The sequence below is a fragment of the Amycolatopsis sp. EV170708-02-1 genome (assembly GCF_022479115.1).
Lineage (GTDB): Bacteria > Actinomycetota > Actinomycetes > Mycobacteriales > Pseudonocardiaceae > Amycolatopsis.
On the sequence record NZ_CP092497.1, the window covers coordinates 2,910,524 to 2,930,897 of the forward strand.

General features: G+C 69.1%; 20 protein-coding genes and 2 pseudogenes. 12 read left to right on the top strand and 10 right to left on the bottom strand.

The window, feature by feature from the left end:
- Nucleotides 1–96: 96 nt before the first annotated feature.
- Nucleotides 97–1,284 (top strand): glycosyltransferase 87 family protein, encoded by a 1,188-nt coding sequence (locus tag MJQ72_RS13415; protein ID WP_240599497.1) that lies wholly within the window; start codon nucleotides 97–99, stop codon nucleotides 1,282–1,284.
- A 5-nt stretch (nucleotides 1,285–1,289) separates the two neighbouring features.
- On the opposite strand, the gene serC is transcribed toward MJQ72_RS13415, so the two are convergent.
- On the bottom strand, nucleotides 1,290–2,417 hold the full coding sequence (serC, locus tag MJQ72_RS13420; RefSeq protein WP_240599498.1) for a phosphoserine transaminase: 1,128 nt from the start codon (nucleotides 2,415–2,417) through the stop codon (nucleotides 1,290–1,292).
- A 157-nt stretch (nucleotides 2,418–2,574) separates the two neighbouring features.
- Between serC and MJQ72_RS13425 the strand changes: the two genes are divergently transcribed.
- Both MJQ72_RS13425 and MJQ72_RS13430 read left to right on the top strand, forming a co-directional pair.
- Nucleotides 2,575–2,838, top strand: a complete 264-nt coding sequence (locus MJQ72_RS13425) for a hypothetical protein (protein ID WP_240599499.1) — start codon at nucleotides 2,575–2,577, stop codon at nucleotides 2,836–2,838.
- Nucleotides 2,838–3,347 carry a hypothetical protein gene (locus tag MJQ72_RS13430; protein WP_240599500.1) on the top strand — a complete coding sequence of 170 codons (510 nt, stop codon included), beginning with the start codon at nucleotides 2,838–2,840 and terminating at the stop codon, nucleotides 3,345–3,347. Before MJQ72_RS13425 ends, MJQ72_RS13430 begins: the two co-directional genes overlap by 1 nt.
- Here the strand turns inward: MJQ72_RS13430 and MJQ72_RS13435 are convergent.
- The 8 genes and pseudogenes from MJQ72_RS13435 to MJQ72_RS13470 all read right to left on the bottom strand — a co-directional run bounded on the left by MJQ72_RS13435 (nucleotide 3,344) and on the right by MJQ72_RS13470 (nucleotide 10,520).
- Complete coding sequence (locus tag MJQ72_RS13435) at nucleotides 3,344–4,690, bottom strand: serine hydrolase (protein ID WP_240599501.1); 1,347 nt, start codon at nucleotides 4,688–4,690, stop codon at nucleotides 3,344–3,346. The genes MJQ72_RS13430 and MJQ72_RS13435 overlap by 4 nt on opposite strands.
- 14 nt (nucleotides 4,691–4,704) lie before the next feature.
- Nucleotides 4,705–5,325 carry a response regulator transcription factor gene (locus MJQ72_RS13440; protein WP_240599502.1) on the bottom strand — a complete coding sequence of 207 codons (621 nt, stop codon included), beginning with the start codon at nucleotides 5,323–5,325 and terminating at the stop codon, nucleotides 4,705–4,707.
- Nucleotides 5,322–6,482: a sensor histidine kinase gene (locus MJQ72_RS13445; RefSeq protein WP_240599503.1), complete on the bottom strand. Its 1,161-nt coding sequence runs from the start codon at nucleotides 6,480–6,482 to the stop codon at nucleotides 5,322–5,324. The genes MJQ72_RS13440 and MJQ72_RS13445 overlap by 4 nt, the downstream gene beginning before the upstream one ends.
- Nucleotides 6,479–7,291 (bottom strand): ABC transporter permease, encoded by an 813-nt coding sequence (locus tag MJQ72_RS13450; RefSeq protein WP_240599504.1) that lies wholly within the window; start codon nucleotides 7,289–7,291, stop codon nucleotides 6,479–6,481. The genes MJQ72_RS13445 and MJQ72_RS13450 overlap by 4 nt, the downstream gene beginning before the upstream one ends.
- A pseudogene (locus MJQ72_RS13455) lies at nucleotides 7,288–8,114 on the bottom strand (ABC transporter ATP-binding protein). The gene MJQ72_RS13450 and the pseudogene MJQ72_RS13455 overlap by 4 nt, the downstream one beginning before the upstream one ends.
- A 96-nt stretch (nucleotides 8,115–8,210) precedes the next feature.
- A complete protein-coding gene (locus MJQ72_RS13460; RefSeq protein ID WP_240599505.1) occupies nucleotides 8,211–9,014 on the bottom strand; it encodes a nucleotidyl transferase AbiEii/AbiGii toxin family protein in 804 nt (267 codons plus the stop codon).
- A 199-nt stretch (nucleotides 9,015–9,213) separates the two neighbouring features.
- Entirely contained in the window at nucleotides 9,214–9,906 is a 693-nt protein-coding gene (locus MJQ72_RS13465) for a type IV toxin-antitoxin system AbiEi family antitoxin domain-containing protein (protein WP_240599506.1), read from the bottom strand.
- Between the two features lie 26 nt (nucleotides 9,907–9,932).
- A complete protein-coding gene (locus MJQ72_RS13470) occupies nucleotides 9,933–10,520 on the bottom strand; it encodes a TetR/AcrR family transcriptional regulator (protein WP_240599507.1) in 588 nt (195 codons plus the stop codon).
- A gap of 84 nt (nucleotides 10,521–10,604) precedes the next feature.
- Here MJQ72_RS13470 and MJQ72_RS13475 point away from each other — a divergent pair, with 84 nt between their 5' ends.
- Genes MJQ72_RS13475 through MJQ72_RS13485 form a run of 3 tightly spaced genes read left to right on the top strand, consistent with a single transcriptional unit; the run spans nucleotide 10,605 to nucleotide 14,452 of the window.
- The gene (locus MJQ72_RS13475) at nucleotides 10,605–12,104 is read left to right on the top strand and encodes an MFS transporter (RefSeq protein WP_240599508.1); all 1,500 of its coding nucleotides are present in this window, start codon (nucleotides 10,605–10,607) and stop codon (nucleotides 12,102–12,104) included.
- A 36-nt stretch (nucleotides 12,105–12,140) separates the two neighbouring features.
- Nucleotides 12,141–13,832 carry an SDR family oxidoreductase gene (locus MJQ72_RS13480; RefSeq protein WP_240601316.1) on the top strand — a complete coding sequence of 564 codons (1,692 nt, stop codon included), beginning with the start codon at nucleotides 12,141–12,143 and terminating at the stop codon, nucleotides 13,830–13,832.
- Between the two features lie 17 nt (nucleotides 13,833–13,849).
- Nucleotides 13,850–14,452, top strand: coding sequence for a TetR/AcrR family transcriptional regulator (locus tag MJQ72_RS13485; RefSeq protein ID WP_240601317.1), 603 nt, complete (start codon nucleotides 13,850–13,852; stop codon nucleotides 14,450–14,452).
- 41 nt (nucleotides 14,453–14,493) lie between these two features.
- Here MJQ72_RS13485 and MJQ72_RS13490 read toward each other — a convergent pair whose 3' ends face one another.
- The gene (locus tag MJQ72_RS13490) at nucleotides 14,494–15,645 is read right to left on the bottom strand and encodes a citrate synthase 2 (protein ID WP_016337507.1); all 1,152 of its coding nucleotides are present in this window, start codon (nucleotides 15,643–15,645) and stop codon (nucleotides 14,494–14,496) included.
- A gap of 291 nt (nucleotides 15,646–15,936) precedes the next feature.
- On the opposite strand from MJQ72_RS13490, the gene MJQ72_RS13495 reads away from it, so the two are divergent.
- From MJQ72_RS13495 to MJQ72_RS13520, 6 genes and pseudogenes are all read left to right on the top strand, one after another.
- Nucleotides 15,937–16,239, top strand: coding sequence for an urease subunit gamma (locus MJQ72_RS13495; RefSeq protein WP_016337506.1), 303 nt, complete (start codon nucleotides 15,937–15,939; stop codon nucleotides 16,237–16,239).
- A 12-nt stretch (nucleotides 16,240–16,251) separates the two neighbouring features.
- Nucleotides 16,252–16,545, top strand: a complete 294-nt coding sequence (locus MJQ72_RS13500; protein ID WP_240599509.1) for an urease subunit beta — start codon at nucleotides 16,252–16,254, stop codon at nucleotides 16,543–16,545.
- Nucleotides 16,545–18,266, top strand: a complete 1,722-nt coding sequence (locus MJQ72_RS13505; RefSeq protein WP_240599510.1) for an urease subunit alpha — start codon at nucleotides 16,545–16,547, stop codon at nucleotides 18,264–18,266. The genes MJQ72_RS13500 and MJQ72_RS13505 overlap by 1 nt, the downstream gene beginning before the upstream one ends.
- The gene (locus MJQ72_RS13510; RefSeq protein WP_240599511.1) at nucleotides 18,266–18,940 is read left to right on the top strand and encodes an urease accessory protein UreF; all 675 of its coding nucleotides are present in this window, start codon (nucleotides 18,266–18,268) and stop codon (nucleotides 18,938–18,940) included. Before MJQ72_RS13505 ends, MJQ72_RS13510 begins: the two co-directional genes overlap by 1 nt.
- A pseudogene (gene ureG / locus MJQ72_RS13515) lies at nucleotides 18,930–19,636 on the top strand (urease accessory protein UreG). Before MJQ72_RS13510 ends, ureG begins: the two are co-directional and overlap by 11 nt.
- The gene (locus MJQ72_RS13520; RefSeq protein ID WP_240599512.1) at nucleotides 19,633–20,337 is read left to right on the top strand and encodes an urease accessory protein UreD; all 705 of its coding nucleotides are present in this window, start codon (nucleotides 19,633–19,635) and stop codon (nucleotides 20,335–20,337) included. Before ureG ends, MJQ72_RS13520 begins: the two are co-directional and overlap by 4 nt.
- The last annotated feature ends 37 nt before the right edge of the window (nucleotides 20,338–20,374 follow it).

Here is a 20,374-nt window from a genome sequence, read left to right on the forward strand (position 1 = left end):
CTTTCCCCGCATGTCACGCGGTGAAAGCTCCCTTCACCGCGTGACATGCGGTGAAGGTCCCCTTCAGCCCCGGGAGGCGGTGGGTAATCTCGCCGGGTGCTGGTGGGATTGTCGGGGCGGAAACTCGCGGGGGCGTTGATCGCGCTCGAAGCCGTCGTGGTCGGCGTGCTGTTCACGCTCAAGGTGTTCGACGGCCAGGATCTCGAGGTCTACATCGGCGGCGCGCGGCTGCTCGTCGACTCGGGCGACCCGTACGGCGCGTGGGTGCAGACGCACGGCGGCTGGCTGCCCTTCACCTACACACCGTTCGCGGCGGCGGTGTTCCTGCCCGGCACGCTGCTGTCCGCCGCGCTGGCCACGAGACTGGTCGGGCTCGCGTCGATCATCGCGGGCGGGGTCGTCGTCTACCTCTTCGTCGCGACGCTCAACGGCTCGCTGACCGACCGCGCGAACGTCCGGGGCCGCGCCATCGCCGTCCTGGCGGCGATCGGGGCACAGGCCGTGGGCGGGCTCATGGAGCCGGTCCGCTCGACGCTCGGCTTCGGCCAGGTGAACACCCTGCTGATGCTGATCGTCGTCCTCGACGCCCTGCTGCCGGGCCGCGCCCGCACGAAGGGACTGCTGATCGGGATCGCCGCGGCGATCAAGCTGACCCCGGCCTTCTTCATCCTGTTCTTCTTGTTCCGCAAGGACTTCCGCTCCGCGGCCCGGGTGGTGGCCGGCTTCGTCGGCGCGGGCGCGCTGATGTTCCTGACCGCGCCCGGCGCGTCGGCGAAGTTCTGGACGAACATCCTGTTCGACACCGGCCGGATCGGCGATCGCGGTTACGTCGGCAACCAGTCGCTGCGCGGGATGCTCGCGCGGTTCGGGCTCGGCTCGGCGGAAGACGTCGTCTGGGTGCTGGCCTCGATCGCCGTGGTCGCGCTGACCGCGTTCGTGATCGTGCGCGTCGCGGAGCCGGTGTTCGCGCTGACCGCGTGTGCCGTCGGCGGGCTGCTGGTGTCGCCGGTTTCGTGGACGCACCACTGGATCTGGTGCGTGCCGATCCTCGTACTGCTGATCCGGGCGCGCACGGTCGTTTCGTCCGTGCTCGCGGCCGTGACGGTGGCGCTGTTCGTGATCGCGCCGATGTGGCTCGCGCCGCGGCCCGCCGGGAGCTTCGGCTGGTGGCTGGCGACGGAGTCCTACGTGCTGTACGGCCTTCTCCTGCTGCCGGTGCTGCTGTCCGTGAAGGCCTCCTTGAGGGACCCAGAGTCCCTCAAGGAGGCCTTCACGGACAGCTAGCTAAATCAGCCCAGGCGCTCGACGACGTACTCGATGCTCTGGGTCAGTTTCGTGATGTCGTCCGGGTCGATGGCCGGGAACAGGCCGACGCGCAGCTGGTTGCGGCCGAGCTTCCGGTACGGCTCGGTGTCGACGATCCCGTTGGCGCGCAGCACCTTCGCGACCGCCGAGGCGTCCACCTCGTCGGCGAAGTCGATGGTGCCGACGACCTGCGAGCGCAGCGACGGGTCGCTGACGAACGGCGTCGTGTAGCCGGTCTTCTCGGCCCATTCGTACAGCCGGGTCGACGAGTCGCGGGTGCGCGCGGTGGTCCACTCCAGGCCGCCGTTGGAGTTCATCCACTCGATCTGGTCGGCCAGCAGGAACAGCGTCGACACCGCCGGGGTGTTGTACGTCTGGTCCTTGCGCGAGTTGTCGAGCGCCGTGGTCAGCGACAGGAACTCGGGGATCCAGCGGTCGCTCGCGCCGATCTCGCCGATGCGCTCGACAGCGGCGGGCGAGGCCAGCGCGATCCAGAGGCCGCCGTCGGAGGCGAAGGACTTCTGGGGCGCGAAGTAGTAGACGTCGAAGTCCTCGGCCTTGACCGGCAGACCGCCCGCGCCGGAGGTGGCGTCGATGGCGACGAGGGCGCCTTCGCTTCCTGCGGGGCGGCGCACCGGCACCGCGACACCGGTCGAGGTCTCGTTGTGCGCCCAGCCGACCAGGTCGGCGCCGGCCTCATAGGCGATCTTGGGAGCGCTGCCCGGGTCGGCCTTCACGACGATCGGGTCGGCGAGGAACGGGGCGCCCTTGGTCACCGTGGCGAACTTCGAGGAGAACTCGCCGTAGGTGAAGTGCTGCGCACGTTCCCGCACGAGCCCGAACGCGGCGGCGTCCCAGAATGCGGTCGTCCCGCCGTTGCCGAGGACCACTTCGTAGCCTTCGGGCAGGGAGAACAATTCGGACAGACCCGCACGCACGCGGCCGACGAGCGACTTCACCGGCTTCTGACGGTGCGACGTGCCGAGGTAGGTGGCACCGGATTTCGCCAGGTTGGCGAGCTGCTCGTCACGGACCTTGGACGGTCCGCAGCCGAAGCGGCCATCGGCAGGCTTCAGGTCCGCGGGGAGGGTCAACTCAGGTGCGTCGGTCATATGCCCAGTCTCTCAGGTCGGGATGACCCTGCTGAAAGTCGGTGTCGCGTGTCCGGTATGTGGGATCGGAGAACTCGCTCCCGCGGGTGCCACTCGTCCGGGTAGCTTCTCGCGTCATGGCGACAGTGCACGAGCGATTCTCCCTGCCCCCGAGGCGTTGTGGCAGGCCCTCCCGAACGGGGTCGCGGCGGTCAAGGGGAAGAACCCCTTCTACGACGCGGCCGCGGGCTACGTCACCTTCTCCACCAGCATGGGCCTCTTCAGCTATGGGCAGACGGTCACCGTGAAGGTGGAGCGGACGACGGAGGGCTCCGGGCTGGCGATCCAGACGAGCTTGAAGTTCGGTTTCGTCGACTGGGGCGAGGGCAAGCGCATCGCGCGCAAGTTCATCGCGGCGGTCGGGCAGCCCCCGGCGGCCTGATGCCCGAACCGTGGAGACCCCGGTGGGGGTTTCTGTTCCTGTACTTCCTCGTCTTCGTCATCCACTGGGTCTTCCGCGACTGGGACGACACCGCCACCATCGGCGCGACTGCCGGTTTCGTGGCGACGCTGGTGCTGGTGTTCGTTCCCGGCTTGCCGCGCTGGGTACACGGAGACGGGCCGGACGAGATCTCCTCACCGAAGACCCGTCAGTGGTGGGCGGCGCTGCGGTTCACGATCCGGCGTCGTGAAGGTGTCCTCGACGTCGTGCTCGGCCCCTGGACGCCGGCCACCGCCACCCTGGACCCGGCCGCCGGCACCGCGCGCGGGTGGGCCGTCCTCGACGGCCGCCCGGCGAAGTTCGTCATCGAGCATTGCCCGGAGGAGCTTGCCGACTCGCTGCGTGGCCCGCGCCGGATGTGGGTCGTCGGCGACGCCGACTGGAGCGACGTCCTCGTATGCGCCGACGGCGGCCGCGAGTTCACGACCGCCGCCGTCCGCTTCCGTTAGCGCCAGCCCTCGGGGTCGACGCCGCCCGGAATGGGCGCCGCCGGGTCGAACGGGGTCCGCGAGAAGATGAACGTCGCGAGGTCGAGGTGGTTCGGCTTGCCCGCCGAATCCCGGCCGACCCGCAGCGTTTCGCCCGCGTAGTAGGCGTCGAGGCCGACCCAGGTGTCGTCGCCCACCGGCGCGAACCGCGACGCGCGGCCAGGGCCGTCGGACGGCGCGAGGGAGAACAGGCCGCCCGGGAGAAGGCGCAGGTGGTACGGCGTCGGGCCCCAGTGCCACAGCCCGGTCAGCTCCAGCAGCTTCGGGTCCACAGTGGACGGTTGCCATTCCGCGGGCATGGACGGCTCGTGCTGTTCGGTCAGGTTCATCAGGTCGAGGCACAGCTGCGTGATGCCGACGCCCGCGGTCGAGTTCGTCAGCACCAGCGCGCCGATCCCGGCGTTCGCGTCGACCAGCGAGCAGGCGAGGAAGCCCGGCATCGATCCGGTGTGCCCGGCCAGCCGCCTGCCCTCCGTGCGGACCAGCATGACGCCGAGGCCGAATCCGGTGGTCCAGGTGTCGCCGTCGTCCACGGTGACCATTTCGCGCATCTCCGCGACGGTCTGCTCGCTCAGCACGCCGCCGGTGTGCCCGCCGAGGAACGCCGTCCAGCGGGCGAGGTCGGTGGCCGTCGACCACAGTTGACCGGCGGGGGCCATCGCGCCCGCGTCCGGCGACGGTTCGGGCATGAGGAGATCGGCGAAAGGATGCACGGCGAACCCGTCCGCGTGCGCGCCTTCCGGATGCGGCGAGGTCCGGTTCATCCCGAGCGGGCCGAGGATCTCGGCGCGGACGACGTCGAGCCAGGACTGCCCGCGGTGCCGGGCGACCAGCTCGCCGAGCACGCCGTAGCCGACGTTGCTGTAGTGGAACCTGCTGCCCGGCCGCAGCCGCGTCGCGCCGTCCTTGAGGCTTTCGACGAGCGCGTCCCAGTCCGCGCCCACGGTGCGCTCCCACCAGGAACCGGGCGATTCCGCGGTCAGGCCCGAGGTGTGCGAAAGCAGCTGCGCGATGGTGGCCGAGCCGAACGCGGTGCCGGGCAGGTGCTGCTCCAGCGGGTCGTTGAGGTCGAGCTTGCCTTCGTCGCGCAGCCGCATCACGGCCGTCGCGACGAGTGTCTTGGTGATCGAGCCGAGCCGGTACTGCGTGTCGGCGCCCGGTGTCTCGCCGCCGACGCGTCCGCGCCCTCCTGACCAGGCGAGTTCCCCGTCGCGGACGACGGCGGCGACGATGGACGGGGCGCGGCACGAGGATTGCTCGTGCGCGAGGCGGCGAAGCAGCGCCAATTCGGTCGAGGCAAGCATGGGACGCATTCTGCCTACCCGAGCAGGCCCAGTCGCATAGCGGTGGTCACAGCGGCCGTGCGGTCCGAAACGTCCAGTTTGCCGAACACGCGCAGCAGATGGGTCTTGACCGTCGCCTCGCTGATGTGGAGCGTCCGGCCGATGTCGGCGTTCGTGCTTCCCTGGGCCACCAGCCGGAGTACCTCGATCTCGCGCGCCGACAACGGTGACGCCGTCGGGTTGCGCACCCGGTTCACCAGCTTCCCGGCCACCGAAGGCGCCAACACCGTCTCGCCGCGTGACGCGGCACGGATAGCACCGGCGAGCTCCGCGCGCGAAGCGTCCTTCAACAGATAGCCGGAGGCCCCCGCTTCGACCGCGCGCAGGATGTCCGCGTCCGTCTCGTAGGTGGTGAGCACGACGACCCGCTGGCCCGGCCGGTCGGCGAGGATCTTCCGCGTCGCGCCGACGCCGTCGAGACCGGGCATTCGCAGGTCCATCAGGATCACGTCCGGCTGCTTGACCCGGCTCAGCGCGACGGCCTCGTCGCCGGAGCCCGCTTCCCCGACGACGCTCAGGTCCGGCTCGGCCTCCAGCATGCCGCGCAGGCCTTCCCGCACCACGGGGTGATCGTCGACCAGCATGATCGTGATCACGCGGGCACCTCCAGTTCCACTGTCGTCCCCGCACCGGGTTCGCTCTTCAGCGTCACGATGCCACCGACCTGATCGGTGCGCGTGCGCATCCCCGCCAGGCCGAAGCCTGCGGTGGGCGCGGCGGGGTCGAATCCGGTCCCGTCGTCGGCCACCGTGAGCCGGACCTGTCCATCCATAATGGACAATCGCAGTGCGGCCTTGGTGGCGCGGGAGTGTTTGCGGATGTTGCTCAGCGCCTCCTGCGCCGCGCGCAAAAGGACGACCTCGGTGGCCATCGGGAGCGCGGGCGGCGGGCCGTCGACCTCGATCGACGCCTCGATCCCGGTCTCCTCGGTCAGCCGTTCCACCTGACGGCGCAAGGCTTCCTCCAGAGAAGCGGCGGCGAGAGCCGACGGCACCTGTGCCGCGACCATCGCCCGCGCCTCGGCCAGGTTCTCCCGCGCCGTCCGCGCCGCGAGCTCCAGGTGGCGGCGGGCCGCCTTCGGATCGGTGTCCATTTCGGACTCGATGGCCTGGGTGAGCGTGACGATACTGGTGAAGCCCTGCGCGAGCGTGTCGTGGATCTCGCGGGCCATGCGCTCGCGTTCGGCCGCCGTCCCCGCCTCCCGCGAAAGCCGGGAAACCTCCGCCTGGCTGGCTTTCAGCTGCTCGATCAGCGCGGCCCTGCTCTTGCTCTGCTCGATGATCTGGCTGGTGTAGCGGCCGGCGAGGATGCTGAAGACGATCAGGATCGCCGTCATCGGCAGCAGGATGCGCAGGGCGGGCTGATCGAAGCCGCCCCGCGCGATCGACGACGCCGGGCCCAGCAGCACCCCGATCGTGGTGAAGACCGACGCCGTCTTCGTCGGCAGCGTCATGTAGAGCACCGGGCACACGAAGAACAGGATGAAACTCGCGGTGGTGCTGGCGAAGTTGGCGCCCGCCAGGAAGAGCATCACCACCACGGTGAACAGCCAAGGCGTGTATTCGTAGTCCGGCCCCTTGATGAGACGGCGCCCCCGGACCAGGTACGCCACGGCGATGCCGGTCAGGCACAGGATCGCGACCGTTTTGTCCGTCGTCGTCCCATCGTCGAAGCCGACCAGGGCCGTCGTCGCGGCGAAGGTGATCCCGAAGAGGACCTCCCACAGCCAGTAGAACCGCTCCCAGGCGTTCATTTGCCTTCGTTCGACCAGCGGAACGTCAGCTTCGCCAGCAGCAGCCCCGCGGCGCACCACGCCGTCAGCACCAGTGCCACCATCGGAAGTTCCCATGTCCCCGCCATTTCCTGACTCGCGGCTTCGGCCGGCAGGAACACCGAGCGGAAGCCCTGGCAGATCCACTTCACCGGGAAGAACGAAGCGACGTCGACCATAACCTTCGGCAGAGTGGTGATCGGCGTGACGAACACCCCGGAGATGAACTGCAACGCGATGTAGATCAGATTGGCCACGGCGACCGCGCCGCTGACCGACTTGGTCACCGAGCCGAGCGCGATGCCCAGCAGCGTGCAGCTGGTGACGCCGAGCAGGAAGACCCACAAGGCGGTCAGCAGTTTCACCGGATCGGTGGGCAGGCTCAGGTCGAACAGCAGGACACCGACGACCGACATCAGCACGACCTGGGCGATACTCGTCGCGCCGACCAGGATGATCTTGCCGACGAAGTAGGACGCGGCGGGCATCGGCGTACCGCGAAGCCGTTTCAGCGCACCGGCTTCACGGTCCGCCGCCAGGCCGATGCCGACGCTGTTGAACGACGTCGAGACGATGCCGGAGCCGATCATGCCCGCGGCCAGCACCTGCCCGGTGGTGATCGCCATGCCGGGCATCGAGGAGTTCAGCATCGAGCCGAGCAGGATCATCAGCAGGGACGGGAACGCGAAGGTGAAGATCACCTGTTCCCGGAGGCGGAAGAACTGTTTGATCTCCGCGGCGCCGCGGACGAGACCGAGCGAGAAGGTGCCCGGGAGGGCCTGCGTGCTCATCGGGCTTCTCCGATCAGGTCGAGATAGGTCTCTTCGAGGGTGGGGCGGTGGACGGTCAGCTCCGACGGTTCGCGGCCGTCGGCGGAGAGCTCGCGGATCAGCTTGGCCGGGAAGTGGGTGCGCTCCAGATGGGCGCCGCGCTCGTCGGTCCAGCGGACGGTGGCCTCCGCCGTGGCGCGGCCGCCGAGCGTCCGCGGCGTCCCCTCGGCGACGATCGCCCCGCGCGTGATGACCGCGACCCGGTCGGCCAGCGCCTCGGCCTCGTCCAGATAGTGGGTGGTGAGCAGGATCGTGGTGCCCTCGCGGGCGAGACTCCTGATCAGCTCCCAGAACTGGCGCCGCGCCGCCGGATCGAACCCCGTTGTGGGCTCGTCGAGGAACACCAGCTCTGGCCGCCCGATGATCCCGAGCGCGACGTCCACGCGACGCCGTTGCCCGCCGGACAGGCTTTTGACGCGAGCGCCGGCTTTCTCGGTCAGGCCGACCTGCTCGATCACTTCTTCGGTGTCACGAGGATTCGGGTAGTAGCGGGCGAAGTGCCGGACGGTCTCGGCGACGGTGAGCTCGGCGGCGTCATTGGCCGTCTGCAACACGATCCCCAGCCTGGCCCGCCAGGCCCGGCCCGCCGTGCCGGGATCCTCGCCGAGGACATCGACCTCGCCTTTGGTTCTTTTGCGATGGCCTTCCAGGATCTCGACCGTCGTCGTCTTGCCCGCGCCGTTGGGGCCGAGCAGCGCGAACACCTCGCCGTGTCCGATGTCGAGGTCGATCCCCCGACGGCCGTGTGGCCCGGGTACTCCTTGCGCAGGCCGCGCGCTTTCACCGCTGTGTTCATACGTCGATCGTGCTTCAGCGGCGCGTCGTCCCGGGACGTCCGCAGGACTGAACCCGGCTGTCAACCGATCGATGGACACGGGTGTCATCGCCAGGTTCGTTCTCCGGGATTCCACCGCCCTGTCGGGGGAGTCGCCCGCAGAAGCGGGGTGAGGAAGGCGTCCGCGAGGTCACGCACACCTTCGAGGGTCCGGAATTCGGCGGGCAGGGCGCGGACGCCCTGGGCGGCTTTGCGATAACCGCCCTTCCAAGAACGAGGATCGGGGGCCTCGAACCTGACGGGGGGAATCACCACCATCCCGCGTCTCCGGCGGCGAGCGATCTCGTCGTGCAGGATCTCGTGGGTCTCCCTGCCCGGTAGGGGCGACTTCAACGCGAACAGGGCGAGGTCGACGAGATCCTTGTAACGGCTCGACGGATGGCCGCCGATGCGATGGCGCTCGTACATCGCGCAGATCTTCTCGGCGACGTGGTCTTCGATCGGGAACATCCGGGCTTCCGGCCAAGGGGTGCAGTCACTGGCGAACGGAGGCGCGAGCGGCTCGGTGGTGACGAGTCCGCGTGGCGGGTGCTCGGAGGCGACGACGTCTACGCGGACCCGGTGATTGAGAGGCGCGTTTTCGAACATCGCCATGAACGACACCTTGCGGGTCGGGCGTTCGACATGCGTTTGATCGGAGGTGCCGAGATGGGAGAACCAGAGTTGATCGTCGAGACGCAGCGCGGCCGCCGTTTTGAGCGCGCCGACCGCGACGTCTGTGGTGTCCTCCGCGGAAAGCAGGTCGATGTCGGTCGAGTAGCGCGCCGAGGGCCAACGGACGAGCAGGGCTTGGCCGCCTTTCAGCACCCAGTTCGCGGCGTCGGCGCCATGGAAGACCCGGGCGATCAAACGTCGATGGAAATGCAACTGCAGTAGTTCGCCGGTGGAAGCGCCAGTCCGTTCCGCAGTGTTCTTCGCTCTGCTCTTCTGGGAATCGAGATAACCGCGCGGTGTTTTCGGGCGCTGCGAGGGCATTCCTCCATCGTCGTGCGACCGTACGAACTCGATGGAGAAGGTGTCGCGGTCTCGATTTGCCGCCACGCAAGGTCTAGGGCGGCGGCGGAGCCGGACGTTGGGCGAGACGTGCGATCGAGCCGCCGATCTCGGCGAGTAGCCGATCGAGCAACGCTTCGCCGTCTCCGTGGCGACGGACGCCGTAACGCAAGGCATAGGGGCCGATGCGCTCTGCCAAGACATCAAGGCGAACGAAGCCCGCCTCCACCGCTTCTTGGATGATCGCGGCGACATGGCTGCCATCCGTGTGCTGATCCAGCAGATCGAGGATGGTGCGCAACGCCGTGGTCACGGGAAGTCCGTCGATCGTCGTCACGTCGTCTTCGAGGAGTCCGGCGATCCTGAAGCGCACGTCGTGATCCCGGCTGGTACGACGGCGTGGGGTGGTCAGGACTATCCGATCGTCGACGAGTTCGCCGAGCCCGTGCAACCGGGCGGCCGACTCGTGGGAGATCACCCCACCGTTCGGATCGAGTGAAGCCCGTTTCCACGCGGGCTCGGCTGGGTCGAGCATCAGCCAGGCCGCCTGCTCCTCGCGGGCTTCGGTCACCACGGCGATCGTGGCCGCGTAGACACCGTGACGGACACGGTCGAGGTGGCCGGCCTTCTCCAAGCGATGCAGCGTGACGCCGTCGACACCGGCGCCCTTGGCTTGCCGGGACGTGACCATGCCCCACTGGGCGCTGGTGAACGCACTGAGCAGTCGCAGAGCGTCGCCCGTTCTCATGCAGCGAAGTTTACGCCTAAATGTAACTAATGCTGCATCAGAAGAGTGCGTAGGGAGGTTTCGAGGGAGGGAAGCAGGGCGGCTGGATCGGCGGAGGTGAGCATCCGGTTCGCGAAGCCGTCCGACAGGGCGAGGACGGCGTCGGCTAGGTCGGAGGCCGCCAGGTCGTCACGCACGTGGCCCGCCTCCTGGGCCTTCTCGATGTACTGCGTCGTGATTTCCGCGAGCTCGTCGTAGCCGGTGCGGATCAACTCGGCCCATGACGGCCGGACCGCGGCGCGGGCGGTGAAGGCGTTGACGACGATCACCTCGGCGCGGCGCTGCTGGTCGAGCGGCATCGCCTCGACCAGCAGGCGCAGCAAAAGGTCGAGCAGATCGCCGGACTGATCGAGGGTGTTCCATCGCTGCTCCAGGAACTCGCTCGTCATGTCGAGGGCGAACCGGAACAGGTCTTCCTTGGTGGAGAAGTACTTCTGCACCGCGCCCGCGGACACCCCGGCTTCGACGGCGACCGAGCGCACGCTGACGGCCTCGACGCCTTCGCGCGCGACGATGCGCAGGAGGGCGCCGGCGATCTCCCGGCGGCGCTCGGCGCGGTCCACGATCTTCGGCACGAGGGCATTCTTCCTCTCCTGGGGGCCGCCTTGCCTGCCCGGCCCGCTTTAGAATACAGTCGTATCCGAAAAGGGGGTACTGGGGTGGACGAAGTAACACAAAAGCGACGAGCGGAGGAGAATCAGCTCGCCGCCGCGCTGACCAAAGGTCCGGCGGAGGTTCTCGATTTCCTCCTGCCGTTGTGGGTGGGGAGCCAGCTCGGCGCGTCGGCCGCCGAGGTCGGGGCGCTGACCGCGCTGGAGACGTTGGTGTCGTTCGTGGTCCGGCCGATCGCGGGTTCGCTCGCGGACCGGTTCGACCGTGGCCGGATCGCGGCCATCGGCGCCGTCCTCTATGGACTGTCCTTTGTGGTCTACGCGGTGACGCCGGGGATCGGCGTCGCCTATCTGGCCGCGGTTCTCGGTGGCGCGGGTGGCGCGCTGTTCTGGGTCGCCTTGCGGGCAAGGGTCGGGGAGGGGCTCGCGGCGGACGACGGCGCGTTCAGCAAGCTCTTCGCGGCCGAGGGCGGCGGAACATGGATCGCCTTCGTGGTCGCGCTGACCGCGATCGCCTGGATCGACTATCGAGGCGTGTTCTGGCTCGGCGCGGCGGCCTGCGCGGTGGCCGCGGTGGTCCTGCTGAACGCGAAGTCCGCGCAGGTACGCGAGGAGGGCGCGCCGCGGCTGCTGCAATTGGGTAAGCGGATGCGTCCGATGCTGGCGCTCGTCGCGTTGACCGCGATGGCCGAGGCCGGCGTCGCCCTCTTGCTCCTGATGCATCTGCAACGCGGGCATCAGCTCCAGCTCGGCGAGATCGCCGCGGTGTTCATCCCCGGCTTCATCGTGTACAGCCTGCTCCCGGACTATCTGCACGGGTTCGTCCGCAAGGTCGGCCGGACGCGGGTGCTCGCGCTGGCGATGGTCGCGAGCGCGATCTTCGCCGCCGGACTCTCCTTCGCGCCGAGCCCGCCGGTGCTCGCGGTCATGTGGGTCCTGTCCGCGGCGGCGTTCGCGGCGGCCATCCCGGTCGAGCAGGCGGTGGTCGCCGAGGCGGCCGGGCTGAGCCTCGGCCGGGCGATGGGGATCTACGAGAGCGCGACGCTACTCGGAGCGACGGCCGGAACCTTTCTGGCGGGGCAGCTCTACGGCTCGGACTCGGGATGGCGTATCGCCTGCTTCGGCGCGGCGGCGCTCCTGCTCTTCGGATCGTTCGTGGTTCGTGGCGCCGTACGGCGTGTCGGAGTTGCGGAGTTTCCCGTGGAACCACGAAAAACGGTGTCACAAAAGGAAAAGCCGGTACCCCGCACGATCGAGGACAGTCCACAAGCGGCCGAATCGGTGACCGAGGAGGCGAACAAGCGCGCGAATCCGCTCCGGAACTGGATGATCCACGCCGGGGTCTACGTCGTCGCGCAGGCGGCTCTGGCGGTCGCCGGTCACAGCTGGCCCGTCGAAGCGTTGTTCGGCGGGCCTCACCCCGCCGACTGGTACTGGAACTCCAGCGGTCACTGGCTGTTGAACATCGGCCGCATCTGGACCTTCGTCCTGGTGATCGACACGGCGTGGACCGTCGGCCGCGCGGTGCTGAAAAAGCGGCCTTATTGACAAGTTGTCTAACATGACATCATGTCTTACAAGTGGGTGACGGCCGGCGATGGTGTCCGCCTTTCGGTCCGGGTGACCGGCGTCGACGACGCGCCCACGGTGGTGCTCGTCCACGGTTACCCGGACAACGGCTCCATGTGGGACGGCATCGCCGCCCTGCTGGAACGCCGTTACCGGGTGGTCGTCTACGACGTCCGCGGCGCGGGCCGTTCGGACAAGCCCTCGGGACGTGCGTCCTACAAGCTGGACCAGCTGTCCGAAGACCTCGCCGCGGTCGTCGACGAGGTCCAGCCCGAGGGCAAGGTCCACCTGCTCGCGCACGACTGGGGCTCGATCCAGACCTGGCATTCGGTCACCGGGGACAGGCTGCGCGGGCGGCTCGCGTCGTTCACGTCGATCTCCGGGCCGAGCCTCGATCACGCGGGAGCGTGGTTCCGCGCGCAGGTGCGCCCGAACCCGAAGCGTCTCAAGAACGCGCTCGTCCAGTGGGCGCATTCGACCTACATCCTCGGTTTCCAGATACCGCTGATCCCGCAGCTGCTCTGGCGCACCGGCGCGATGGGCGCGCTGATCGGCCGGATGGATCCGGCCGCCGCCGCACCGTCCACTTCGGACGGCCTGTACGGCCTCAACCTGTACCGAGCCAACATGTTCACGCGCCTCTCCCGGCCGAAGCCGCGGCCCGCCGAAATCCCGGTGCAGGTGCTCGCGCCCACCGGCGACAAGTTCGTCACCACGCCGCTGCAGACCGAGATTGAGCGCTGGGCGCCGGACCTCCGGGTCCGCCGGATCGTCGGCACGCACTGGGTGGTCCGCGAGAAGCCCCAGGTGATCGCCGACGCCACCGCCGAGCTGATCGACCACGTCGAAGGCGGCGAGGAGAGCCGCGCGCTCAAACAGGCCAGGACAAAAGGCTTCGCGCACAAGCTGGTCGTGATCACCGGCGCCGGCAGCGGGATCGGCCGCGCGACGGCGCTCGCGTTCGCGGACAGGGGCGCGGACGTCGTCATCACCGACATCAACGGATCCGCCGCCGCCGACACCGCGAAACTGCTGCGGGACAAGGGCGCGACCGTCGGCGAGTACACAGTGGACTCTTCCGACGCCGAAGCGGTCGAGAAGTTCGCCCAGCAGGTCAAGGAGGAGTTCGGGGTCCCGGACATCGTCGTCAACAACGCGGGGATCGGTCTGTCCGGCCCGTTCCTCGACACGACGGTCAAGGACTGGGAACGCCTCATCGACGTGAACCTGTGGGGCGTCATCCACGGCTGCCGCGTCTTCGCCGAGCAGATGCGCGAGCGGGCCGAAGGCGGCCAGATCGTCAACGTCGCTTCCGCCGCGGCGTACCTGCCGTCGAAGATCCTTTCCGCCTACGCCACCACGAAATCGGCGGTGCTGACACTGAGCGTCTGCCTGCGGGCGGAGCTCGCCGCCGAGAACATCGGCGTCACCGCGATCTGCCCCGGCATCGTGAACACCAACATCACCAGCACCACCCGTTTCGTCGGCGTCGACGACATCGAGCAGAAGCGGCGCCAGAAGTCGAGCAGCAAGCTGTACGCGAAACGCGGCTTCGGGCCGGAGAAGGTCGCACGCGACATCCTGCGCGCCGTCGAGAAGGACAAGGCGATCCAGCCTTCGACACCGGAGGCCAAGGCCGCGCTCGTCCTCTCCCGGCTCACCCCGGGACTGCTGCGGGCCGCGGCGAAACTGGACGTCACCCCGTGACCGGACGCCCGCGCCGGATGTCGCCGGAAGCGCGCCGCGAGGACCTGATCCGCTCCGCGCTGGACCTGTTCGGCTCGCGCGCGCCCGAACTCGTCACGGTCGACGACATCATCGCCCGCGCCGAGGTCTCCCGGCCGCTGTTCTACCGGTACTTCTCGAGCCTGAGAGAACTGCAGGTCGAGGCGCTGAAAACGGTCACCGAAGGGCTCATCGACGGCTTGGCCGGGCTTGAGGAAGGCCCGCCGGAAACCCGGCTGCGGGCCGCCGTCCGCGGGCTGATCGACGTCGCCGACCACTACCGCGCGGGCTATGTCGCGCTGTTGCGCAGCGGCTCGGTGATCGCGACCTCGGAGACGGACGCGGCGATCGACGAGGTCCGCAACCGCGCCGTCGAGCTCATCCTCGGCGCGCTGGGAGTGCCAGAGCCCTCGCCGATGCTCCTGCTGACGTTGCGCTGCTGGACCGCGGTGGTGGAAGGCGCCCTGCTGAGCTGGCTGCAGGAGCGTTCCGTGCCGCGCGAAGCCCTGGACGGCTGGCTGGTCGATCAGCTGACGGCCATGCTCGCGACGACCGAACGACACGAGCAGGCAGTGGGCCTCGTGAGTGGCAAAGACGGTTAGAACCGTCCTTGCCGCTCACGAGACCAGACGCACGGCGCGCGTCAGGACTGCTTGACGACTAGGTCCCAGCCTTCGACGTCTTCCGGCTTCCGCGGCTCCGGCCCGACGTACTTGGCCGACGGTCGCACGAGACGGCCGGTCTTCTTCTGCTCCAGGATGTGCGCGGCCCAGCCGGCGGTGCGCGCCGAGCTGAACATCGCGGGCATCATATGCGGCGGCACCTGGGCGAAGTCCAGGATCACGGCCGCCCAGAACTCGACGTTGGTCTCGATCGGGTGGTCCGGGCGCCGCTCGCGCAGCTCCTTCAGCGCCACCTGCTCCAGCTCCGCGGCCGCCTCGTAGCGCGACGCGCCGAGCTCCTGGCAGGTCCGGCGCAGCACGCGCGCCCGCGGGTCCTCCGCGCGGTACACGCGGTGCCCGAAGCCCATCATCCGTTCCTTGCGGTCCAGGATGCCCTTGACCAGGCCGACCGCGTCACCGGTCTTCTCGACCTCTTCGATCATCGGCAGCACCCGCGCCGGCGCGCCGCCGTGCAGCGGGCCGGACATCGCGCCGATCGCGCCCGACAGCGCCGCGGCGACATCGGCGCCGGTCGAGGCGATGACCCGGGCAGTGAAGGTCGAGGCGTTGAGGCCGTGCTCGGCGGCCGAGACCCAGTAGGCGTCGATGGCCTTGACGTGGGCCGGGTCCGGCTCGCCGCGCCAGCGGACCATGAAGCGCTCGGTGATCGACTTCGCCTCGTCGACCCGGGTCTGGGGGACGGCGGGCTGCCCGATGCCGCGGGCGGACTGGGCGACGTACGAAAGCGCCATCACCGAGGCGCGGGCCAGCTGGTCGCGCGCCTCGTCGTCGGTGATGTCCAGCAGCGGCCGGTAGCCCCAGATGGGGGCGAGCATGGCCAGCGCGGCCTGGACGTCGACCCGGACGTCGCCGGTGTGCACCGGCAGCGGGAACGGCTCGGCGGGCGGTAGCCCATGGCCGAAGCGGCTGTCGACGAGAAGACCCCAGACGTCACCGAAGGTCACCTTGCCGGCGAGATCCTCGATGTCGACACCGCGGTAACGCAGCGCGCCGCCGTCACGGTCGGGCTCGGCGATTTCGGTCTTGAAGGCGACCACGCCTTCGAGACCCGGTCGGAAACCGTCGTCGACCTGCTCGGACGGCTGATTGGTGCTGATCGTGGAGGTACTCACTGTGGTGAAACCTTTCGATGCGCATTCCCCGGCTTTGTGTTCATGCGTGGACGGGATACACGCAGCGAAGGCGCGCCTCATCGCACGGATGGACAAACTTTGCTCCACGTCGAGGCCTGGGGCAATCGAAAGATGTGGTGCTTTCGGTCACGATTACGAGAACGATTCAGTGAAAAGCACCTTCGTACGCGAAGAGTTACGGCGACGTTCACTTTCCGTGTACCACGTGCCGACGTAAATCCTGTGTTTCGAGAACCGGCGGCGGGCGGTTTCCGGTGATAGACCTTTCCCATGCACCTGAGCCCCCAGGAGCGGGACAAACTGCTCATCCACGTCGCGGCGGACGTAGCTCGCAAACGGCTGGAGCGCGGGGTCCTGCTCAACTACCCCGAGGCGGTCGCGCTGATCACCGACCACGTCCTCGAAGGCGCTCGCGACGGCCGGACGGTGAGCGAGCTCGTCGCGAGCGGGCGGTCGGTGCTCGGCCGGGCGCAGGTGCTGGACGGCGTACCGGAGATGGTCGATTCCGTGCAGGTCGAAGCCACTTTCCCGGACGGCACGAAGCTCGTCACCGTGCACGACCCGATCGTCTAGAAAGGGCCGCGAGTGCGACCAGGAGAGATCATCACCGGCGACGCGCCGGTCGAGCTGAACCCGGGCAGGCCGCGGATCCGGCTGCTCGTGCGGAATCTCGGCGACCGGCCCGTCCAGGTCGGTTCGCACTACCATTTCGCGGCGGTCAATCCGGGGCTCGAATTCGATCGCGAAGCCGCCGGCGGCCATCGGCTCGACGTGCCCGCGGGCACGTCCGTGCGTTTCGAGCCGGGGGTCGAACGCGAGGTCGACCTCGTCCCGCTGGCCGGGAACCGCGCGGTGCCGGGACTGCGGAAGGAGTCCTGATGCCATCGATCGATCGTGAGCGGTACGCCGAACTGTTCGGCCCGACCACCGGAGACCGGATCCGCCTCGCCGACACCGATTTGCTCATCGAGGTCACCGAAGACCGCAGCATGGGGCCGGCGGGCAGCGGTGACGAGGTGCTGTTCGGCGGCGGCAAGGTGATCCGCGAATCCATGGGCCAGGGGATGGCGACCCGAGCCGAAGGCGCGCCCGATCTGATCATCACCGGCGCGGTGATCCTGGATCATTGGGGGATCGTCAAGGCCGACGTCGGTGTCCGCGACGGCCGGATCGTCGGCATCGGCAAGGCGGGCAACCCGGACACGATGGACGGTGTCGACCCCGCGCTGGTCGTCGGACCGTCGACCGAGGTGCTGTCCGGCAACGGGAAGATCCTCACCGCGGGCGGGATCGACTGCCACGTCCACTTCATCTGCCCGCAGCTGACCGAAACGGCGCTGGCGTCCGGGCTCACCACGCTCGTCGGTGGCGGGACCGGGCCGGTGGAGGGCAGCAAGGCCACCACGGTCACGCCCGGCGCGTGGAACCTCGGCCGGATGCTGCAGGCGATGGACGGCCAGCCGGTCAACGTCCTGTTGCTGGGCAAGGGGAACACCGTCCGGCACGAGGCACTGCGCGAACAGCTCGCCGCCGGCGCGGGCGGGTTCAAACTGCACGAGGACTGGGGCAGCACCCCGGCCGCGATCGACGCCTGCCTGACCGTGGCCGGCGAATCCGGTGTCCAGGTGGCGATCCACACCGACACGCTGAACGAAGCGGGCTTCCTGGAGTCCACTGTGGACGCCATCGGCGGCCGGTCGATCAACGCGTATCACACCGAAGGCGCGGGCGGCGGGCACGCGCCGGACATCATCCAGGTCGCCGGGCTGCCCAACATCCTGCCGTCGTCGACGAACCCGACGCGCCCGCACACCGCGAACACCCTCGACGAGCATCTCGACATGCTGGTCGTCTGCCACCACCTGAACCCGTCGGTGCCCGAGGACCTCGCGTTCGCGGAAAGCCGCATCCGCCCGACGACGATCGCCGCCGAGGATGTCCTGCACGACCTCGGCGCGATTTCCATGATGAGCTCGGACTCGCAGGCGATGGGCCGCATCGGCGAGGTGATCATCCGGACCTGGCAGACCGCGCACGTGATGAAACGGCGGCGTGGCGCGCTGCCCGGCGACGGCGCGGCCGACAACCTGCGGGCTCGTCGCTATGTCGCCAAATACACGATCAACCCCGCGATCGCGCACGGCATGGAGCGCGAGATCGGCTCGGTGGAGGTCGGGAAACTCGCGGATCTCGTGCTGTGGGAGCCGAAGTTCTTCGGGATCCGGCCGCATGTGGTGCTCAAGGGCGGATTCCCGGCGTGGGCGGCGATGGGCGACGCGAACGCGTCCATCCCGACGCCGCAGCCGGTGCTTGCGCGGCCGATGTTCGGCGCGGCGCCAGTGGTCGCCGCCGCGAGCGCCTTCCATTTCGTGGCCCCGGAAGCGCTGGAAAGTGGCGTGGCGGAACGGTTCGGCATCACGCGGAAGCTCGTCCCGGTGTCGAACACCCGATCCAGGGGCAAGGCCGACATGGTGCTCAACGACGCGTTGCCGGAGATCCGGGTGGAGCCGGACAGTTTCGCCGTGCACGTCGACGGCGAACTGATCGAGCCGCGGCCGGTGACGGAACTGCCTATGGCGCAAAGGTATTTCCTCTTCTGATGGATCTCTCCGCGCTCATCCTCGCCGACTCCCGCTTCCCCGGGGGCGGGCACGTTCATTCCGGCGGTCTCGAAGAGGCCGTCACCCGGAAGCTGATCACGCACGAGCGCGATCTGCCCGGGTTCCTCTCCGGGCGGTTGCGGACGGCCGGTGCACTGGCCGCGGTGTTCGCCGCCGCGTCGGCACACGCGGCCGCGCGGAAGGTCCATAGTGGACACTGGCGGCGGCTCGACCTCGAACTCGACGCCAGGACGCCGTCGCTCGCGCAGCGGGAGGCGTCCCGCGCGCAGGGTCGCGGAACTGCTCGCGCGGGAAAGGCGGCCTGGCCGTCGCCGGTGCTTTCCCAGCTGCTGAAGGAAACTCCGCGACCGCATCATCCGGTGATCGTCGGCGCGCTGGTCGGGGTGCCCTTCGACGCCGCGATGGCGGTGGCCTACCTCGCGATCAGCGGTCCCGCGAGCGCGGCCGTACGGCTCCTCGGTCTCGACCCGTTCGCCGTCAACGCCGTCGTGGCCCGCCTCTCGGAGGAGGTCCGGGAGGTTTCCCGGCGGGCCGCCGAGGTCGCGGGCGACGATCCGGCCGATCTCCCGGCGCCGGGTTCACCGGCGCTCGATCTGTTCGCCGAGGCACACGCCCGGCATCACCAGGAAGAGGTGCGTCTCTTTGCCAGCTGAGCACGGTCACGGACATGGTCACGTCCACCCGGTCAACTTCGACCCGACCGCCGCGGAACCCGACCACTACGAGCAGGCGCCGACCGCGGGCGCGCGTACCGGATCGGGATCGGCGGACCGGTGGGCAGCGGGAAGACCGCGCTCACCGCGGCGCTGTGCCGGGCGCTCGGCGACGAGGTGAACCTCGCCGTCGTCACCAACGACATCTACACCACCGAGGACGCCGATTTCCTGCGCAAGGCCGGGGTGCTCGACCCGGAGCGGATCGAGGCCGTGCAGACCGGCGCGTGCCCGCACACCGCGATCCGCGACGACATCACCGCGAACCTCGACGCGGTCGAACGGCTGGAGGAGCGGTTCCCCGGGCTGGACCTGGTGATCATCGAAAGCGGCGGGGACAACCTCACCGCGGTGTTCAGCCGCGGGCTCGCCGACAGCCAGGTGTTCGTGGTCGACGTCGCGGGTGGCGACAAGGTGCCGCGCAAGGGCGGGCCGGGGGTCACGACGGCGGATCTGCTGGTGATCAACAAGATCGACATCGCGCATCTGGTCGGAGCGGACATGGACGTGATGACCTCGGACGCGCACCGGATGCGCGGTGGCCTGCCGGTGATCACCCAGTCCCTTGTGGACACTCCGAACGCTCCGGCGGTGGCGGACTGGGTCCGCTCGCTGCTCCCGGTCCGCGCGGGGTGAAGGCGCACGCGCGGCTGACCGCCTGCTTCGAGGGCGGCCGGACCGTACTGCGTGAGCTGCGCTCGATGGCGCCGCTCACGCTGCTGCCCAAACGAGGCACCGGTGCGACGGCGGTGGTACACCTGGTCAACTCGGCGACCTCGCCGCTGGGCGGGGACGAGCTGAAGCTGACCATCCGCGTCGGCGCCGGTGCTACGCTGCGGCTTTCCGGGGTCGCGGCGACGATCGCTCTTCCCGGCCTGCACGGTGAGGGCAGCTCGTCCCTTGTGGACATCGTCGTGGACGATGGTGGTTCTTTGGAGTACCTGCCGGAGCCGACCGTGGTGACCGCCCGGGCGCGGCACTCCGCCGTGTTCCGGGCCGCGCTGGCTCCGGAGGCCTACCTGCACACGCGGGAGGTCCTGGTCCTGGGGCGTGCAGGTGAGCGCCCCGGCTCCTTGGTGACCACGCAACACGTGACCCGAGGTGATGTGCCTGTGTTGCGGCAGACGCTGGAGATCGGAGACTCCACTTTGGACTCCAGTCTGGCGCACCTGGCCGGGCGGCGGGTGCTGGCGACCGACCTGGTCGTCGGTGGTCCTTCGCTGCCCGCGGCTTCCGGTGAGTGGTGGTCGCGTACGCCTTTGGCCGCCGGCGGGACGCTCACGACCTCCTTGGCGCCGGATGCCGTGACCGCGCTCCGCGTGTTCGAAGGGAGCTGAAGGACGCTTTCCCCGCGTCTCATGCGACGAAAGGGCC

Excerpts from the sequence above, each read along its gene's own strand:
- serC (WP_240599498.1), bottom strand. The coding sequence starts at position 2,417 with ATGACCGACGCACCTGAGTTGACCCTCCCCGCGGACCTGAAGCCTGCC.
- MJQ72_RS13450 (WP_240599504.1), bottom strand. The coding sequence starts at position 7,291 with ATGAGCACGCAGGCCCTCCCGGGCACCTTCTCGCTCGGTCTCGTCCGC.
- MJQ72_RS13485 (WP_240601317.1), top strand. The coding sequence starts at position 13,850 with ATGTCGCCGGAAGCGCGCCGCGAGGACCTGATCCGCTCCGCGCTGGAC.
- MJQ72_RS13510 (WP_240599511.1), top strand. The coding sequence starts at position 18,266 with ATGGATCTCTCCGCGCTCATCCTCGCCGACTCCCGCTTCCCCGGGGGC.
- MJQ72_RS13430 (WP_240599500.1), top strand. The coding sequence starts at position 2,838 with ATGCCCGAACCGTGGAGACCCCGGTGGGGGTTTCTGTTCCTGTACTTC.
- MJQ72_RS13445 (WP_240599503.1), bottom strand. The coding sequence starts at position 6,482 with ATGAACGCCTGGGAGCGGTTCTACTGGCTGTGGGAGGTCCTCTTCGGG.
- MJQ72_RS13505 (WP_240599510.1), top strand. The coding sequence starts at position 16,545 with ATGCCATCGATCGATCGTGAGCGGTACGCCGAACTGTTCGGCCCGACC.
- MJQ72_RS13495 (WP_016337506.1), top strand. The coding sequence starts at position 15,937 with ATGCACCTGAGCCCCCAGGAGCGGGACAAACTGCTCATCCACGTCGCG.
- MJQ72_RS13465 (WP_240599506.1), bottom strand. The coding sequence starts at position 9,906 with ATGAGAACGGGCGACGCTCTGCGACTGCTCAGTGCGTTCACCAGCGCC.
- MJQ72_RS13435 (WP_240599501.1), bottom strand. The coding sequence starts at position 4,690 with ATGCTTGCCTCGACCGAATTGGCGCTGCTTCGCCGCCTCGCGCACGAG.